Raw genomic sequence first — 18,685 nt, forward strand, 5'->3', positions numbered from 1 at the left:
AACAGTTACAGGCACCTTGGTTACAGGCCCTTTGGCTACAGGCACTTTGGTTCTAGGGCCCTAGGTACACAGGAACACTCCGGCGCGGTACCCGTACTGCCGTTCCAAGTTATCGATGCCCTCTGGGTCATGCCCGGTGAGTGCTTCTTGGATGGCTTCTGGCGGCGCCGGGAATTCCGCGTTGAGGTGTTTCAGGGCCCACGTGTTGCTTGTAAATGCCCACTCAAAAACCAGCAGGGCGCCAATCACGGCAGCCCATGTAAGTCCGTGTGCCGGTGTCCAAGGAATTTCGCGGTTCAACGGGGCAAACACCATCGTGTGTGTGGTGAGCATCGAGAAACCTGCGGCAAAGAAGCCGGTAAAAACTGCCGCTTCCGTAGCTCCGAACGATACCCCGGAACGGATAAACCAGCGCCTGCGCAACATGAATTGCCAATACACGCCAGCATTGATGATAGTTAGAACCGTGTAGAGCCATAGTGCCGCCAATGTCCACCATGGAACATGATCAATCATGGAGGGAACCAGTAAGGTCCCGGCCAGCGCCAAGAGAGCAATCAAGTTTGGTGGAATACCAATCAGGAAGCGGGTCCGCCGGGCTGACTTAGGTGTGGGGGCCCCTTCTGAGTGAGTTTCATCAGCCATCCACTGCGGAATATGTTCCATGCCAAGCGCCGCACTGCCCGCAGCTGTCCCGTCTGAGGTTGGTTCCACCTTGGCGGAGGCTTCATCGCCGCTGATGTGATCCGCTGGAAACGGTTCGTCGTCAATGTTCACGAAACTCTGTCCCACGTATCGGCGTTCAAGCAATATTCGCTCCTGCACAAAGGGACGTTCCGGATCAGTCCACACGTCAAATTCGTTGCCTATGGCCGGCGCCCACACTGGATAGTCAAAGAACCGGATCCGGAGAGTTTGTGTCTGATCTTGCACAGGGTATTCCAAATCCACGTGGAACATCGCCCGGCCATCAACAATGAACCTCTCATTGGTCACAGCCACCACAGTGCCGGTTACGTGGTCCCCGCTTGAAACTATGTCCCGATGGATGCGCTGTTCCGCCCTGGCCTGAAGCCAGATTATTTTACCCAGTTTAAGCAGTTTGATGGTGGGCACAATCAGCAGGACCGCCACCCCAGTCAACAGCAGGAAGCCAAGCCCATCTCCAGCAGCAGCACGGATAATCGCAGCCAAGACACATCCAGCCAAGAGCCCGGTGAGCATGGAGGCATAGACCAGACGCCTACCCCGCGGTGGCACCACTGTGTGCCCGTGATGTTCGGAAGTGCGCTTGACTACCCCGTAGCCCATCACATGTTTGAAGTTCTTACCTATCTCTTTGCCCAAATTCAGCGCACCCACCAGCCCAATCACGAACAGCAGGGCAGGCACAAAGTGGGCTACGTCCTCGAACACGCGAGCAACTTCAAGGGGTGAGAAGAAACCGAGCATGGCCACAGCCATGGCCCCGAGGAAAGCCACCAGGGAACAGGCACGGATGGTCTTGCGCACATAGCCACCCCAAATAATCGGGGACGTTGGCAACGGCACGCATTCCGAACCCGGCACGGCCCGAGACATCGGATACGCCATTACTGCCCCTTCGTGATAGCTGAACTTTCATTGTGCCCACGGGGGACTGCGATGTCGAGCTACGCCACGCCCGTACCCCATCCGGGTCCGCCCTGGGCACTTCAACCTCCTGGGCACCTCAGACCACCGTCGAGATTGGAGATGATGACACCCCGGAGGGATGAACTGGCGTCATTATCTCCAATCTCAACCGCCGAGGCTCAACCACCGAGCCGGTAAATCCCATCCCGGTCCTTTGTACATACGCCATTGCGCTGACAGCGGTAAAGGGATTTACTCACGGCTGCCTGAATCTCCGGTCCGCTGCGCGCCCACGAAAAAATCGATCGCAATGCTGTGAGAATTTGCTCCCCGGAGAGGCCCACGGCGTCGCGCAGCACTAAACGAACGGCCTCGTCAAGCTCCTCGGGTGGGATCGCTCCGGCCTTCCGATTCACTCCGGAGGCGCCAGGATGCCGGACATGCACAGCCCCGGGTGGCCCCAAACGGATGAAATCGTCGTTGTCTAAGCGAGCCCTCTCATCCGCAATGATGGATTGTGCCACCGCTTCGAGCAGGTTCTCCTTGATTCGGGATCCCACTCGTCCCATCCCCCAGGTCTCACGCAGCCGTGCTTGGAGCGTATCCAGATGCAGGGGCGCTTCGGCGGCAATCACTTTTTGGCAGAATTCTACGAGCTCCGGCAGTGCCTCAGGTGATCCTGCGGCCACATCATGGCTGGTTCGCAAGTGCCGTGCCTGTTGGTAAGCAATACTCCAACTGGGTGCGGCTAGGAGATCCACGGCCTCAAAATCAAGTCCAGGTTCCTCGCTGTCAGCCAGTTGCTGACCGCCTTTCACAGGCGACCCCATTAGAGCCTCCTCGAGTGCTTGTTGAAGTCTGCCCACTTGGCCAACCGGATCCCGGTACCAACCCAGGCCCCACACCCGGAACATATTCCAGCCCAAATTTTGCAACACCGAGCCACGCAAACGATCGCGGTCCCTGGCCGTTTTCGCAGAACTGTACGCCACGCCGTCGCACTCCACACCTAACAAAAAGGTGCCGGGCTTGTGTGGGTGTTTGACGCCAATATCTACCCGGTATTTAGCGGAACCAACCCGGGAGAGCGTTTCATAACCCAGCGCTTCAATGCTCTTTCGGACCTGGCCCTCCAACAGGAAGTCACCTTCGCTATGACTGGGGGCTATCCTGTGGGCCAGGGCAGCGGTGCCGCGGGAGGCGAAATCCAGATAGTTGCGCAGATGAAAATTACCCTCAGAGTTGCCCTCACGCATCTGAGAGGCGTGAAAGGAACTGACAATTTCCACGCGTCGACGGGCCCTAGTGATGGCTACATTCAGGCGACGCTGCCCACCTTTACGAGTAAGCGGGCCAAAGTTCATGGCCAAGTGCCCGCTAGCATCTGGTCCGTAGCCAACGCTGAAAATGATGATATCCCGCTCATCGCCCTGCACCGATTCAAGGTTCTTTACAAAGAAACCATGCAACCGGTCGCGGTCATCCAGCAGCCCGGTGAGCGCAGGTTCGTCAACGCTGCGCCGGTCAATGGCATCAAAAATGGCGTCAGCTTGGGCGGTCGAAAACGTGACCACGCCCAGCGATAAACCAGAATTGTTGCGGCGGTGCTCAATGATCCGGTCAACCACCCGCTCGGCCTCAATAGGGTTCATTGCCCCCTTGCCGCGCTGGTAAACACCGTTCACGAACTCGTGATGGACCCCCAAATCAAGTGAGTTTTGCACGGCGCCCGGGAAAGTATTCAACTTGCCGTCATAAAAACCATAATTTGAATAGGTGATCAGATCTTCGTGCAGGCTACGGTAGTGCCACGTCAGTGGCAACGAGGTGATGGCGCCGGATGCCTTACACAGATCCAGCACACTATCGAAGTTGTCAGGGGCCAGCTCGTCATCACTTTCTTCGGCTGTGGTGGTGAAGAAAGCGGTGGGTGGAAGCTGCTTCTGATCCCCGGCAATAATGAGCTGATTACCGCGGTAAATACAGTTCACAGCGTCCGCCGGCATGACCTGGGACGCCTCATCAAAAATGACAACATCAAAACGCATACTGCCCGGCAGGTATTGCGAAACAGACAACGGGCTCATCATGAAGCAAGGTTTCAGCGCCTGCGCCACATCACCGGTCTGCTCCAGAAGTGTTCGGATGGGTTTGTGCCGAGACTTTTTCTCAGCTTCACGGACGATGATGGCCGCCGCACCAAAGCTTGATCGCGGACGCCGGGCCGTGCACGCCTCAACCACGGAACTATAGGCATATTTGATCAGTTTCGCATCAAGGGCGGAGAACTCTTCCACTCTGGCGTTCCGGTTGCCCGGGCGGTACTCCGCCAGCCGGGTATCTCCCGAGATAATGGCCTCTGCCCAGGGTTCAAGCGCACCTCGTTCAAATGCGCCTGGAATATCTGCCGCTGGCGCTGCCGCTTTTTCCAACCCCGCCGCGGTCTCCCCCAAACCGTGTGCAGCGGCCCACTGGCGAATCCGCTTGTACTCAAACCACACGTCGATATCCGTGGCAGCCTCGGCGTCCATCTCCGCGGCCAGCCCAACTGTGCCAGCCACGTCGCGGCCCAGCTCTTCAGTCAACCCGTGCACGCGATCATCCTCAAACCATCTGGCCAGTTCCGCCAGACCGTTATCCCAGCGGGCTGTGCATGCTTGCAGGGAAAGTTCGACGCCGGAAAACTCACCCAGGATTTCCAAGGCTGCCCCGTCAAGGGGAGCGTTGAGATTGCTGCGGGCAGCCCGACACCAGACCAAGTCCTGCTCCAGAACCGGCCACGGCGTTGCTAGCCCGGCGAAATGGTGGCCCAAAAGCTCGGAGTCGGCGGCAGCAACGGCGTCGTTCGCGGCATCTATTTCAACCAGCCTGGCAATCCGGGACAGGTTCTCCGCGGCTTGTCTGAGCATCAACTTTTTTGCACCCATGGCATTTAGGCGAGCCAGCGCAGGCTCTGCCGTAGTGAGCTGGTCGGCAAAACCGACGCTAACCTGCAACAGCTCATTCAGCGGAGCTTCGGCAGCCCACAGCTGAAAGTCCGAATCCAATGTTTCGCCCATCAGCTTCTTGAGTTTGTCCGCGCCAGCAGTGAGCTTGTTGGCGATGGGCATGAGCAGCCGGTCAGGTTCAGTGTTGGTAGAAAGCTGCGCGGCCAGGCCCTGCAATCCAACGTCCTTCCCCGCCACCACGGCTGCCCGCTGCGCCAATTCCAGGGCTTGATGCACGCGGCTAAAATCGGTTTGCAGCCCTTGGTAGTAGCTCTTTAGTCGCGGTCCATATATACGCTCAGCGGCGTACAGTTCGCGCTGCGCGTCCTGCCACGCAATGGCGATGGGTAACGCCGCAATGACAGCCCTATTGACCCCACCTGAGACTGTGACCGGGCGAAGAGTGGTGCGATCCGCGCGGGCTTGTTGGGACCAGCGACTAAAGAACCCTGTGTGCTCATTCTCAAAGCGCCAGTGCAGTGCTTTTAGATCCAGACCGAGCACCTGCGGGGTGAAAATGTTCTGCAGTTGTGCCTGCTTTTCGCGCACAGCACCAACAGCGTTGGCCAGTACTTTGGTGCTTTCTTCCAGATCTCCATGGACGGCCGGGTCAAGCCAGTCCGCCTCGGGGCGGTGGCCCGCTTGACTCAACTGCGCCAAGGAGCAGAGCACCGAGAGGGTGCGAAGGCTGAGGGTGGAACTGTCCGCCTGGAACAGATCTGCCAGCCTGTGCGCCTCCGGCAGCAGCTGCTGAATCTCCGCATTGATCGCATTGATCTTTGCCCCCAACCCGGAGGCGGCTTCAACCGTGGCGTTCTGCAAGCTGGCGTGTACTGGAATGGCGCCTGCATAGGCGGCAAACGCTTCTATACTGGACAGAATTTTATGGTCTTCGGGAGTCCACTTCGTGAACTCGCTGCCAAGAACCCTTAGGAGCTCCCCTCTGAGTGCCAAGCTTTTGCGCCATTGATTGACCCGCTGTTCCACCTGGACAAAAGGTCCTGTGAGCCACGCATCAGGGATAGTGGGCCGGTGTGCTAGAAGCCGCACCACAGTGTTGCGCTGTTCCACGCCAGTACGGCTGCGGGGTAGGTCCAGAAACGGCAGCTTGCCATCAAAACGCAATGATTCTTCTGCCAGCTGTTGCGAAAGTTCGGATAGGTGCCCGGCAGAGCGTGCACAATCCCGAATACTCCCAGCGTCTAGCTGCTCACCAGCCAGCCCTCTCCAGATAAAATCTTCCTGTTCTAGCGCTGGACGCCAAGCACGCGCAAGCGCCCCACCTTGGTGCTTTATTTCAGCGAGAAGTTCAGGGGTCAGCGCCGTGAAATAAGTGCTATCACCCACCGGGTAATCGGCCAGGGCCGCTGCTCCCCCTGCCTCGTCCCCCGGGCCGCCAAGTTGTAATAGCCGGCCCAGCACATTGTGGAAGCTGCGTCCTAGTGGGTGGCGGGTCTCATTCATGGCAGCCGCATATTCGCTGAGTCCTAGACGGGAGCTCTCCAGTAGCGAGAGGTCAGCCTGATCCAGGTTGCTGCGCCCTATAGGTTTTTGTGTCAGTTCCTTATTAAGGGTTGTGACTACCTGTTTCCGTGTGGCTTTGTGGCTGTGGAGTTCCAGCAGAAAGGGCTCAAGATTTCGTGAGGCGAGCCTGTCGCGCACCACATCCAGTGCTGCCGCTTTTTCGCTAACAAATAGCACGGTTTTCCCCACGGCCATCAGCTCCGCGATGATGTTCGCAATCGTTTGACTCTTGCCTGTGCCGGGAGGTCCGTCCATGACAAAGCTGCGGCCTTCACGGGCAGCAATGATGCACTTGCGCTGGCTGGCATCTGCATCCAGAATGCTGTGCAGGGTTTCCGGTGGCACCAGTTCATCCAGCTGCTCACCGTCCGCCAGTTCAAAGGCAAAGTTTGCCCCCTCCCCGGAGCTGGGGCCCAACGCCAGGGCCTGGATTAACCCGCTGGCCAAAATCTGTTCCTCATTCTGGATCAGGTCCTGATACATGGCCTCCTTGTGGAAGGTGAAGGTCATCAAGATACTGCGCGGGTCCACGGACCAGCCGGGCTCACCAGCAATGACCTGTTTAACCCCGTCGATGACCTCGCCCACGGTGAAATCCGAGTCTTCGAAGGAGGGCATGTCTATGTTGAAATCGCGGGCCATCGCTAAAGCCAGCGAGGAGTTCAGCACTGCTTCATCACCTGTGCGCCGCATCGTGTACCTGCTGCCGGATTTCTCCAACCGCACGGGAACCAGTTTCAGCGGGCTGCAAACTTGTTTTTGGTCCGCAGGATCAATCCAATTCAGCATCCCCAGGCCAATGTAGAGGATCCACACACCACGGTCTGCGAATTCTTGCTCCGAGCGTTGCAGCAAACGTTTGCAGGTGCTGAGGATCTGGGCTTCGTTCTTGTCCTGAACAGTTGCCACGTGCCATTTCCTGCCAGTCAACAAGCCCAGCACTGAAGCACTTGCGCTATCTTCGACATCAGGTTCGTTGGAGACCAGGTTAACGGGGCCACTCTCCAGCCAGGCTTCAAGCTCGGCCATCTTGGGCAGCAGAAATTCAAAGGAGCCTACTTTGGGATGCTGGAAATACAGGAGTTTTTGCCGCCGATCCAGCGCCAACAAGTCCTCACGCCACACCTGCATTTGGCTCTGCAGTTTGACCAGCTGCGCCCCCTCGGGCATGTTCTCCACCGCAAGAACCACTGTGCTTCCCCTTTATACCCTGTCAATACACTAGCCCGCTGCAGCGCAGCAGCCTCGAGACCTGCTGTTGTCCCCATTCTGCCATTTCGCCCATAAGCTCCGGTGTTCATCAGCTAAACCTGTGTGGGTGTCAGCGACTCGGCGCCAAGGGGTGAACCTATGGCTCGGGGGTAGTTATTACGTTAAGCACCCCGCAGACATGGTGCTTAAAGTAATAACTACCCCCGGGTCCAACAACGATCCATCTAGAGACGCATATCCCCTGTCTCGATGTAGCGCTGGTGCCACGAGAGCGCCTCGCCCATCAAATGTGGGGTGTGTTTTCCGTAGGAAGAGACGGAGGCGCGGGCAAAGTAGTCCTCGAGCATCGGTTTGTAGTCAGGGTGCGCACATTTTTCGGTGATGACGCGGGCCCGCTGTTTGGGTGAGAGCCCGCGGAGATCTGCCAAGCCCTGTTCGGTGATGATGACCATGGTGTCGTGTTCCGTGTGATCAACGTGGCTGGCCATCGGAACAATCCCGGAAATCTTCCCGGCCTTGGCCACCGACGGTGACATGAAGGCTCCGAGGAAACCGTTGCGCGCAAAGTCGCCGGAGCCACCAATGCCGTTCATGACATACGATCCCACCACATGTGTGGAATTCACATTGCCGTAAATATCCGCTTCGATCATGCCGTTCAGGGCTACGCAGCCAAGGCGACGGATCAGCTCTGGATGGTTGGAAATTTCCTGGGTACGCAGCACAATCCGCTCACGGTAGAAGTCCACGTGGCGGTTGAACTCCTCAATGCCGGCCTCGGATAAGGAGAAGGAGGTTGCCGAGGCAAATTCGATGGTGCCGTCCTTGATCAGTCCAAGCATGCCGTCCTGAATCACTTCGGTGTAAGCCTTCAGCCCTCGATACCCTCCGCGAGATAGACCCGCGAGCACCGCGTTGGCGATGTTGCCCACGCCTGACTGCAGCGGCAGGAGCTTGTCAGTCATGCGCCCCGTTTTCACTTCACCGTCAAGGAAGTCCAGAAGGTGATCGGCGATTCTATTCGAGGTGGCATCCGGCTCAGCGAAAGCAGAGAGACGGTCTGGTGCGTTGGTTTCCACCACAGCGATGACCTTCTTTACATCCAAGTTCAGGTATGGCTGGCCGATCCGGTCTTCTGGCTCCGTCAGCATGATGGGCTTGCGATGCGGCGGCAGCGCGGTGCCGTAGTAGATGTCGTGCATGCCTTCCATGGCCTCAGACTGCTGGGTATTGACCTCAAGGATGACGGCATCTGCCATGTCCAGCCACGTCTTGTTATTGCCCACCGATGAGGAGGGAATCAGGCTGCCATCCTCACGAATCCCCACAACCTCAATGATGGCGATATTAATGCCACCGTAGAAACCAAACCAGGTGTGCTGGGCAACGTGGCTCAGATGGATGTCCATATAGTCGAGTTCACCGTCGTTGATCCGCTTGCGCAGCGCCGGGTCTGACATATATGGAAGACGCAGTTCCATGCCGCCAACCTTGGCTAACACGCCGTCGAGCTCGGGAGCTGTGGAAGCACCGGTGAGCACCTTGATCTTGAATGATCTGCCCTGGGAGTGCACTTCTTCCATCTGCACGGCCAATGCCTGCGGAACGGCTTTCGGGTAACCGGCCCCCGTAAAGCCACTCATGGCCACCGTCATTCCGGGCTTAATAAGCGCAGCAGCCGCCTCGGCCGACATACGCTTTTCCAACAATCCGGCGTGGCGGATACGATCGTGCACAACGGCCCACTTCCAAGAAAATTCCAGACATCCATCCAATGTCATCCAGACCACTATAGACGGTGGCTCGATGCAGCCAGACGCCACATCGAATACGCCATTCATTGGACTAAGTGCCGCGTTGAAGCCCATACTTGAGCATGCCCAAAGACAAAAAACCCCATTTTTTTGCTCAACGGGGCTGGATTTCCCACGATGCAAACACCAGCCGGCCTTCCCCCACACAGGAAGGGCAAGAAGCGCAGGATACCCCGCAAGCAGATGCCCCGGAAGCACTGAATAGCTCACCTGCCAGGCGAAAACCCAATATGGGTCTGGGCGTTGGGCTGGCAATGGGGGCCTGGTTTCTGGGAACTGTGCCCATCTTGGCGCTCAGTGCGTACATCCAGCTAGTTGACCAATGCACCTCATCTCCGGCGGACCTTTGTACCTCCGCTTCCGAGCGCAACAATATTCCCGTTGCCATCCTCATCATCGCGTGCATGGTGCTGGGACCACTGTTCCTAGGAATTGCGGCGGCTACTAAGGAGTCCTGGGCATGGCTGGTTACTGTTGTTCTGGCATTGCCTGTGATCTTTGGCGGACTCTTCGTAATTTCATCCATGCTTGGATAGAAGTGCCTGAACGGGCGCCCCAGTAGCCATGTTGCACTGACACCGCAAATTCCCCTGCAACGCAATGGCGCTGTGCTTAACCAACTGAAAATCCCCAGCTAATGCTGATAGAAATAGAGCATGACTGAGAGTTCTAGCCACCCCGCACCCCACGGCGAGCACCTGGCTCCGCAGCGTTCCCAGCTGGCCGGCACGGTGGTGTCGCTGATCGGCTGGGTAGTAGTGGTTCTGCCAATTGTCATGATGTCCGTGCTGATTTTTGCAACCGTCATGGACCCCTCCAGCGGTATGACAGCGCCGGGAAATATAGCACTGATTTTCCTTGGCGCAGTCCTGCTTTTCTGCATGATCGCAGCGCCGCACTTGCTTGGGCAGGCAGTGATTTATCGCGAAAGGGCCATGTGGCGAGCGGCCCTGGTAACAGGCCTCCCCACCGTATGCGTCATTTTGTACCTGGCGTTCCGTTGGGTGAGCAACCTCGGCTGACGTGAGAACCGTTCAGCAACGCATGCCAGAATAGAGCAATGCCCCGACCCCACAGTGAGATTCCGTCCCAGCGCTTGGCCGTCGGCCGTGCGCAGCCGTCCGCAACTCCCGCTAAGCCGTACCGTTCCAACTGGTGGAGCGTGGCCATTATTGTGATTGGCTGGACAGCGCTGGCCTACCCCATTATGTTGCTGGGGCTGCTTTCCTTCATTTTCATGACGGGCACCTATGACGGCTCCGTCACGGTGGGCAGTGTGGCATTTGGCATTCTTGGTGTGCTTCTTACCTTGTCCATGCTGGCTTTCCCGGTGCTGTTGGGCCTGGCGGTTAAAGTGCGACGCCGGCGACTCTGGATCTCAGCGATCGTCACCGGAGTGCTGACTGTAGCCGCGTTCCTCTACCTCACCTCGCAGTGGATCATTCCCCTGGCCGGAGCCTGACCAACGCTCAGTCCCAGGGAATTACCACCCGGCCATAAGGGTGATCGACTGTGCTGCTTCCCAATGCATTATTTTTCGGCGACGTGCTTAATGAAAGTGACCTTCGCCGGGTCCAAACGGGTACGCATAACTTCGATGGCTTCTGAATTCTGATCAACCATGACGAACCGGCGGTCCAGTTCCAGTGCGGCCGCACCGGTGGTGCCACTGCCTCCGAAGAAATCTAGAATCCAGTCGCCCTTCTCGGTGCTGGCTTGGATGATCCGGCGCAGGATGCCCAACGGTTTTTGAGTGGGGTAGCCTGTCTTTTCACGGCCGCTGGGTGAGACGATGGTGTGCCACCACGTGTCGGTGGGCAGCTTGCCGAGCGCAACCTTTTCGGGGGTGACCAAACCCGGCGCCATATACGGTTCACGATCCACCTCAGCACTGTTAAAGTAGTACGTTTTGGGGTTTTTGACGTACACAAGAATGTTGTCGTGTTTAGCAGGCCATTTCTTTTTGGAGCGTGCACCGTAGTCATAAGCCCAGATGATCTCGTTGAGGAAGCATTCGCGGCCGAAGAGCGCATCGAGCAGGACTTTCGCGTAGTGAACTTCGCGGTAGTCGAGGTGCAAATACAGAGTTCCATCGTCTTTGAGCAGACGCCACGCTTCTTCGAGCCGGGGTTCTAGGAATTCCCAGTAGTCGCCGAAGGAGTCGTTGTAGCTGAGGGTTAAGCCCTTGATGGTGTCATAGCTGCGACCTTGGAAGCCAACGCGTGATCCGTTTTCACTGCGGATATTTGTCATATTCTGACGTGCTTGGACCTTGCCTGTGTTAAACGGCGGGTCAATGTAGATCAGCCGGAAGCTCTCATCCGGCAACGTCCCCAAGAAGCTGAGGTTGTCCCCCTCGGCCACCAAATTCGCCCCTGTCGCCTGCCAGATTGCCGCCGAGGCAGGGCTGATCGAGGAATCGTTTGCATCCGTTGTCATGGACCAAGGTTAGCCCGCTGCATGGGCCTGCTGAAACCGGGCTCACTTCCGCCGCTGTGGGCCTTAATGCTGAGCGTATTCTTCCTGCGTCACCAATAGTTGTGAAGTGTGGGTTAGCCGGTGGACACTGAGCAATCCGTGTCCAAGACCTGTGCAAAACCGGCGGCCTGCAAGAGCGGCTTGATGGCCTCTAAGACGGTCTTCCAGCCGCCGGCAAGGCTCGGCAGTAAATCCTGAGAGCGCAACCTAGTTATGGTGAGAAAGCACCTACCGTCATTGTGTTTGCTCAGCCGGGTTCCACGATTATCTACTGGCAGCCATGGCTCACCGAGAAATTTCGTGGCCAGAGTGTCACTGATGTCTGTGGAGAGCTACTGGTATTGCGGCCCAGCCTCGGCTGCGGTGAGTAAGTGGGCTGTGCTACAGGCGGTGTTGATCAGCACGGCGGAATTCAGCACGGCGGAGATCAGCTCGGCGGAGAGGCGTACCGGCGGGCGGATCACTTTGAACATACTTCAACTCTAGTGAGCAGGCAGCGAAGGCATGATTGGGTGTTTTGAGAAGGCCAGGTCGGCCAATACGGCATCATCGGTTCCACAGAAACACGCGACACTCCTGTCCCCGGACGGTTAGGCTCTCAGCACGTCCTTGGTGGCGTGGTCGTAGCGGAAGGTTACAGTTCCACCGTTGTGAGAGAACTCGTGATTGGCGCCGTTATTGATACCGAACGCACCGTAGTTTTCATCCCAGGACCCGTTCACCACGGCCTTGTAACTGTACTGGCCCGCAGGCAGCTCGGCGGTGAGGAGCCATACGCCGTGCCGGGGATCCAAATTCATCTGAACAGCGTCGTGGCTCGGATCCCAATTTTTTGCTCCCAGCCCTTCCCCAAACGTCCCGGCCAAGGCCACTGACGCGGGCTGGTTTTCTAGTCCTCGGCCGGATACTGCCTGTTTTGGGGCCACCTTGGCAGCCGGTTTTTCCGGCAAGGCCGTTCCGGCCGGGATCAAGGTGTCATTGTTCAGGGCATCGGTGAGCTTCTCAACCGTGTCAAAAGCCACGGTTGCGCGAAGCCCGTTCTCTGTAATTTCCCAGCCTCCACGTCCTTTAGACATCCAGCCAGCCTTGACCAGACCAGCGGTGGCCTTGGTGAGGTTCTTGTGTCCGCGGGGAATACCACCGCTGAGAAGCTCTGACTCTTCCTTGGTGAACGGGATTCGAGCCACTGCTTCAGCTAAGACCACTCCCCCATTGGGTTTCTCATCCAGCCAGGAACCGGCTGCCATGATCTCCAGAACTTCTTTGAGTCGACGGTTGGTGTTGTCGCGAACGGCCATGGTGATCCTCAAGTAGACGCGGGTATCATTCCACTCTGGCAGGTAGCAAAGTTACGCGACAGTACATGACGGTAAATTCCAGATGATATTTCCGCTGGTAGCACTCCTCGGCTCAGTTGCCTCCTGTGACCATTTCTCATTGAGCCACGGCGGCCGCATCCGCAAACACATCTGCTGGCATGGGCCGTTGCAGCTTCCACGTGATGGCGATGGGCTTCTCGCCCTTGTGCTGGAGGTAGTCAACCTGGCCAAGACATGTGTACGGCATGGTTAGTGCGGTCTCATCTTCCGCGGTTTCCCTTGTAAATAGCAAGATCTGGGTTCGGTGAGATTTTCGGTCCAAATAGCGTCGTCCAGTGGGACTAGAAACAGATGTCGCGTTCTGCGATTCCCAGTGAAATAACTCAGGACTTGTCGCATAATCCTTGTACATGGTCGTCGCCGAATGATTGGCTTCATCCTTATTCAAGGTCACGAAGAACGCGTCCGTCTTCGTTTCCGGGCACCATGCAACGCCTTCCCGGTGACTAACATTCTTGCCCTTGGCGAGAGAGCCAAACTGCAATGCAGCAAGGATTTCCTCCCGCCTGTAGGTGGCATGCGACAGCAAAGGAATACCTGCCAGCTCCATACCTAGACTCTTTCCGCTCCTTTTCGAGGCGCTGGCACTCAAAGCAACAAGCTGCTGAATCTCGTGACACACATACGGGTATTGGCGCAGGTAATTAAGGCCCGCATCATAAGAAGTAAAGCCTCCAGCATCGACCCACAAGGTATAGAAAAGCATCCGAGCGAAGACTTGTTCACGAGGCGCCAAGTCGTCATAGGATGGCGCCTCACCCGATACCAACATTGAATACGCGTCCGCACGTTCCTGGTCATCAACATGAATCAGCGCTGCCATGCGGGACAGCAGCTTATTCTCAGCCGTGTACGACAATTCCGTAAGTTTTTCCGCAACTAGGTTTTCTGCGGGTGAGAATCCCTGAATTAGCTCAGCTTGCCGCAAGAATCCTGTCCAGGAATCTTTCGTAGAGCGGTAAATCGTCTTGACGTTGTGATCCGACTTCGCCAAGTATCGGGCAAGGAGCACTTCAGCATGGGACTTTATATCCTTGACCAGGCCTGGCCTGTTTAACTTCAGCTGGGTTTTCAGGCTGGCCAAAATAACGTCCTTGGCTACCCGATCAAGCATGATCTGGGAGCCCGACGGTAGAAACGGGAAATCATCAACAACGGCTTTCGTCAGCTGTTTCCTTCCGTAGCCCGTCAGTGCCCGGTACCGGACATCGAAACGGAACTCGCGGTGCTGTTGCCCGATGAAGTCCAAGACAGTAAGTACTGCCTTGCCCGAAGCCCTCCGCAGTCCCCGCCCGAGTTGTTGGATGAAGATCGTGGAACTCTGCGTGGGTCTAAGCAGCAGAATTGTATCCACCTGTGGCAGGTCCAAGCCTTCATTGAACAGGTCGACCGCAAAAATGCAGTTGATCTCCCGCCTGCTCAGCCTGTCCAGCGCAAGGGCACGTTCGCCGTCGTCTGTCTGCCCCGACACGGCAACCGAGGCTATCCCGGCCTTGTTGAACACGTCAGCCATGTAGACGGCGTGCTGCACGGAGACGCAGAATCCAATGGCGCGCATGTCCGAGGTACTTGTAACTTTGTCACGAAGTTCTTTGATGACCTTTGCGGCGCGTGCGTCATTGCCGGTGTAGAGCTGGCTCAGTTGCTGGAGGTCATAGGAGCCGCGCTTCCACTCCAGATTGCTCAGGTCAACGTCATCCGAGACCCCAAAATAGTGGAACGGCACCAGCAGGTCGGCGTCCAGCGCGTCCCACAGTCGCAGCTCGCTGGCCGTGCGTCCTTCAAAGAACACATCCGCGACATGGATGCCGTCACCGCGCTCGGGTGTTGCCGTGAGCCCCAGCAGTTCCATGGGTTCAAGATGGTCAATGAGCTTTCGGTAGGTGGGCGCTGCTGAATGGTGAAACTCGTCGATCACGACCACATCAAAACGATCTGCCGGCAATGCGTTGATGCCCTTGGCTGAAAGTGACTGGACGCTGGCGAAGACGTGCTTCCAGAGCTTGGGTTTGTGCTCCCCAACGTAGAGTTCCCCGAAGGTACCGTCCTGCATCACGTTTCGGTAGGTCGTCATTGACTGTTGCAGGATTTCCTTACGGTGGGCCACGAAAAGTAGGGAGAGTTCACGTCCTGCGGCCTCGCACAGTTGTTTGTAGTCGAGGGCGGCAATGACAGTTTTTCCTGTGCCTGTTGCCGCGACGAGCAGGTTCCGGTGAAAACCCTTTGCACGTTCTGCCTGGAGGTCTTCAAGCATCTCTTCCTGATGGAGAAATGGTTGGATTTCCAGGCCGGTAAGAGTATCTGGGGCAGCCGTGAACCTGCCGCCGTTACGCGCGAGGGCTGCATCGAGCTTGTCGGCATCTTGCTCCGGATCATAGCGCTGGAAAGCCCGTTGCTCCCAATAGCTGTCAAATGTAATCGCGAACTTTTGAAGCAGGGCGGGCGTTCCAACGTTGGAGAGCCGTACGTTCCATTCAAGCCCATCTACCATGGCTGCCTGACTCAGGTTGGAGCTGCCAACGTAGGCGGTGTCGAACCCCGTGTTGCGACGGAACAACCAGGCCTTTGCATGAAGGCGGGTGGACTGTGTCTCATAGCTGATCTTGACCTCTGCCCCATATTCGTTGATGAGATGGTCGATGGCCCGTCGCTCAGTGGCACCCATGTATGTGGTGGTGATGACCCGCAGTTTTCCGCCACGCTCCTTCAGGCCTCGGAGAGCTGAGTCCAAGAGTCGGATACCGGTCCAGCGGATGAATGCACAGAGCAGGTCAACGGAATCTGCCGACTCAATCTCAGCCCTGATCTCTGCAGCGAGGTTGGGATCATCCTTGCCGTTGGTCAGCAGCGCACTATCGCTCAGAAGCGTTGTTGGTCGGCGCAACTGGCGGCGTTTCAACGCGTCAGGGTGATGCAGCGACTGAAGCTGCTGGGGACCTGTTGTGATCCGATTGGATGGATCGATGCTGCTCAGAATGGTGTTTGTCTTAGCGACACGGTCCTCGGCCTTGATCCCGCTCAGTACCTTTTGAACGGCATCTGCAACGTGACGGGCAAGGATGTCCGGTGAGATGTTGTTGTCGACATGGATTAGCTCCTGCTGCAGCTCCGGTACTAACTGAAGCCGGCTTCCCAAGTCATCAGTGTGCAGCAGCTCATAAAGCCCTTCGACCAGCAATTCTGCCGGTTCTCCCCCATCAAATGTGTTCACCAGGCCAGGTTATGCGTTGGGTGGGACATAAACGAAAATGACGCAAGTCATAGCCATTTAGTTTAATTGTTTGTGCTGATTCATTTCGTTGTGACTGCGGCTTGTAATTCAGAGTCGGGAGACACCGAGCATCGCCGTACCTAAAGAAAAGCAAACCCACTGAGGCCCACGAGAGAAGCTGCGCTCCGGGGCAGATCAAGGCGAGCGGACAAACTTCGCCAGCTGGCCGGCGTCGCACATTATCACCGTGGGCACACAACCTCAGCCGAGCTTGCCGCCCAGACGTTGACGCATCAGTGTGCTGGCCTCGTTCAAGCCAACAACTTCCACGTTCTTACCGTGTTTGCGGTATTTCTCTGTAATGGCGTCCAGCGCGGCGATCGTGGAGGCATCCCAAAGGTGGGAGCCATGCATGTCGATGACAACGTGATCCGGATCCAGGGCGTAGTCGAACTGCGTGTACAGGTCATTGGAAGATGCAAAGAACAGCTCACCATTGACAACATAGCTGGCCGTTTCCTGCCCATTGAGGGATTCCACGCTCCGTTCAACCGTCACAAAGTGTGCCACCCGGCGGGCAAACAGCACCATGGCCACGAGTACACCCACGCCCACACCGATGGCCAGGTTGTGCGTCACAACAGTGACAATCACCGTGGCAACCATGACCATCGTCTCGCTCTTGGGCATCATTTTCAGCGTAGAAGGACGGATGCTGTGCCAGTCGAAGGTGGCGATAGAGACAAACACCATCACGGCCACAAGCGCCGCCATCGGAATCAACGAGACCACATCGCCTAGCACCACAACGAGGATGAGCAGGAACAGTCCCGCCAGGAACGTGGAGATGCGAGTGCGCCCTCCGGAGGCTTTGACGTTGATCATGGTCTGGCCGATCATGGCACAGCCACCCATCCCGCCAAAGAACCCTGTGACAATGTTCGCCACGCCCTGACCCCACGCTTCACGGGTTTTGGATGAACGAGTGTCAGTAATATCATCAACCAGCTTCGCCGTCATTAGGGATTCAAGCAGACCTACAAACGCCATAGCCAGGGAAAAGGGGAAGATAATCTGCAAAGTTTCCATACTGAACGGCACATTCGGCATGAACAGTGACGGCAACGAATCTGGCAGCGCGCCCTTATCCCCCACAGTGGGCACAATGATCGCGGCGAAAACAGTGATCAACGTCAACACCACAATGGCTACCAGCGGCGACGGAACGACCTTCGTTAACTTCGGCAGACCAAAAATGATCAGCAGGCCAACCGCAGCCAACGGATACACCAGCCACGGCACACCAAGGAGTTCAGGGACCTGGGACATAAAGATCAGGATGGCCAATGCGTTCACGAAACCCACCATGACCGAACGTGGAATGAAACGCATCAACTTTGCCACGCCAGAGACCCCCAGTATTATCTGGAAGACACCGGCCAAAATGACGGCAGCAATGAGATAGTCAATCCCGTGGCTCTTCATCAAAGGAGCGATCACCAGCGCAACCGCACCGGTGGCAGCGGAAATCATCGCAGGACGTCCGCCAACGAAGGAAATTGTTACGGCCATGGTGAACGCCGCGAACAAGCCGATCCGTGGATCCACTCCGGCAATGATGGAGAAGGCGATAGCCTCCGGGATCAGCGCCAGTGCGACAACGAGTCCGGCCAGGACCTCGGTCTTGAGCCTGCGCGGGGACTTCAAAGCACCCAGCACCGATTGGAGCTGTTCGGGAGTTATAACCGGTGAATCTCCGGCAGTTTTGACGGCCATTGCTGGCTCCGTTCATGGTCAGGACGACGCAGTACGACGCCTTCGCTTTTCAAAATTAGGGGGACGCGACACCGCGCCAAGGTATAAATGGGCTGCCAAATGGACTCCCGCTACTCAGCAACTCTACCTTAACGTGATGGTAGGGTTGCATTTGGATCCGAACGGCGGCAGGCATGAGAACGAGAACAGGCATAACTATGCATATTGGGGAACTGGCGGAGCGGACAGGGTTGTCTCTGCGTACCATTCGCCATTACGACGACGTTGGGCTGCTCCCAGCCACGGCTCGCACCGAGGGTGGCTTTCGTGTTTATTCCGAGGAAGACTTCCAGAGCTTAATGGTCATCAAACAAATGAAACCGCTTGGATTTGCACTGGAGGAAATGGCTGAAATACTTGCTCTCCTTGACTCTCGTGATGCCCTAACACCCTCTAGCGAGGGGGACGATAAACTTTCCGGTTTCCGCCAGCAAGCCCTCACCCAGCGAGTCAAAATGGCGCGCAACTTGGCACAAGCCGATGAGTTCATCCGGCGCCTCGAGCGCTGACATACGCGCCACATTGGTGAGTAGCGCCACATGGGTGAGTCCCGGCGTCGCACATCCAGATCGGGACGGAACCTGAGCGCGAACCTCTACTGTAGAACTAGCGCGGACCTCTTTGCCGTGATTTCATTCAACGAAGTAACGG

The 18,685-nt window shown here is 56.9% G+C and carries 12 protein-coding genes; 4 read left to right on the forward strand and 8 right to left on the reverse strand.

Annotated features, from left to right (window positions below; translation table 11 throughout):
* Positions 1-60 precede the first annotated feature (60 nt).
* The 3 genes from QMG40_RS08920 to QMG40_RS08930 form a co-directional block, all read right to left on the reverse strand.
* A complete protein-coding gene (locus tag QMG40_RS08920) occupies positions 61-1,593 on the reverse strand; it encodes a hypothetical protein (protein WP_283530648.1) in 1,533 nt (510 codons plus the stop codon).
* Positions 1,594-1,793: 200 nt separating this feature from the next.
* Positions 1,794-7,316, reverse strand: a complete 5,523-nt coding sequence (locus tag QMG40_RS08925; protein WP_283530650.1) for a DUF3320 domain-containing protein — start codon at positions 7,314-7,316, stop codon at positions 1,794-1,796.
* Between the two features lie 245 nt (positions 7,317-7,561).
* Complete coding sequence (locus QMG40_RS08930; RefSeq protein ID WP_283530652.1) at positions 7,562-9,118, reverse strand: acetyl-CoA hydrolase/transferase family protein; 1,557 nt, start codon at positions 9,116-9,118, stop codon at positions 7,562-7,564.
* 95 nt (positions 9,119-9,213) lie between these two features.
* Between QMG40_RS08930 and QMG40_RS08935 the strand changes: the two genes are divergently transcribed.
* The 3 genes from QMG40_RS08935 (at position 9,214) to QMG40_RS08945 (ending at position 10,613) form a co-directional block, all read left to right on the forward strand.
* Positions 9,214-9,687, forward strand: coding sequence for a hypothetical protein (locus tag QMG40_RS08935; RefSeq protein ID WP_283530654.1), 474 nt, complete (start codon positions 9,214-9,216; stop codon positions 9,685-9,687).
* A gap of 120 nt (positions 9,688-9,807) precedes the next feature.
* Positions 9,808-10,173 carry a hypothetical protein gene (locus tag QMG40_RS08940; protein ID WP_283530656.1) on the forward strand — a complete coding sequence of 122 codons (366 nt, stop codon included), beginning with the start codon at positions 9,808-9,810 and terminating at the stop codon, positions 10,171-10,173.
* A gap of 38 nt (positions 10,174-10,211) precedes the next feature.
* Positions 10,212-10,613, forward strand: a complete 402-nt coding sequence (locus QMG40_RS08945) for a hypothetical protein (RefSeq protein WP_283530658.1) — start codon at positions 10,212-10,214, stop codon at positions 10,611-10,613.
* Between the two features lie 68 nt (positions 10,614-10,681).
* On the opposite strand, the gene QMG40_RS08950 is transcribed toward QMG40_RS08945, so the two are convergent.
* The 5 genes from QMG40_RS08950 to QMG40_RS08970 form a co-directional block, all read right to left on the reverse strand.
* Positions 10,682-11,590 (reverse strand): DNA-methyltransferase, encoded by a 909-nt coding sequence (locus QMG40_RS08950; RefSeq protein WP_283530660.1) that lies wholly within the window; start codon positions 11,588-11,590, stop codon positions 10,682-10,684.
* A gap of 371 nt (positions 11,591-11,961) precedes the next feature.
* A complete protein-coding gene (locus QMG40_RS08955) occupies positions 11,962-12,102 on the reverse strand; it encodes a hypothetical protein (protein ID WP_283530662.1) in 141 nt (46 codons plus the stop codon).
* A gap of 117 nt (positions 12,103-12,219) precedes the next feature.
* A complete protein-coding gene (locus tag QMG40_RS08960; RefSeq protein WP_283530665.1) occupies positions 12,220-12,927 on the reverse strand; it encodes a pullulanase X25 domain-containing protein in 708 nt (235 codons plus the stop codon).
* A gap of 136 nt (positions 12,928-13,063) precedes the next feature.
* Positions 13,064-16,183: a DUF3427 domain-containing protein gene (locus QMG40_RS08965; RefSeq protein WP_459252986.1), complete on the reverse strand. Its 3,120-nt coding sequence runs from the start codon at positions 16,181-16,183 to the stop codon at positions 13,064-13,066.
* 297 nt (positions 16,184-16,480) lie between these two features.
* Positions 16,481-17,995: a SulP family inorganic anion transporter gene (locus tag QMG40_RS08970; RefSeq protein ID WP_283530670.1), complete on the reverse strand. Its 1,515-nt coding sequence runs from the start codon at positions 17,993-17,995 to the stop codon at positions 16,481-16,483.
* Between the two features lie 173 nt (positions 17,996-18,168).
* Between QMG40_RS08970 and QMG40_RS08975 the strand changes: the two genes are divergently transcribed.
* On the forward strand, positions 18,169-18,543 hold the full coding sequence (locus QMG40_RS08975; protein ID WP_283530672.1) for a MerR family transcriptional regulator: 375 nt from the start codon (positions 18,169-18,171) through the stop codon (positions 18,541-18,543).
* Positions 18,544-18,685 lie beyond the last annotated feature (142 nt).

Origin of the sequence: Arthrobacter antibioticus (assembly GCF_030063205.1) — a bacterium.
Taxonomy (GTDB): Bacteria; Actinomycetota; Actinomycetes; order Actinomycetales; family Micrococcaceae; genus Specibacter.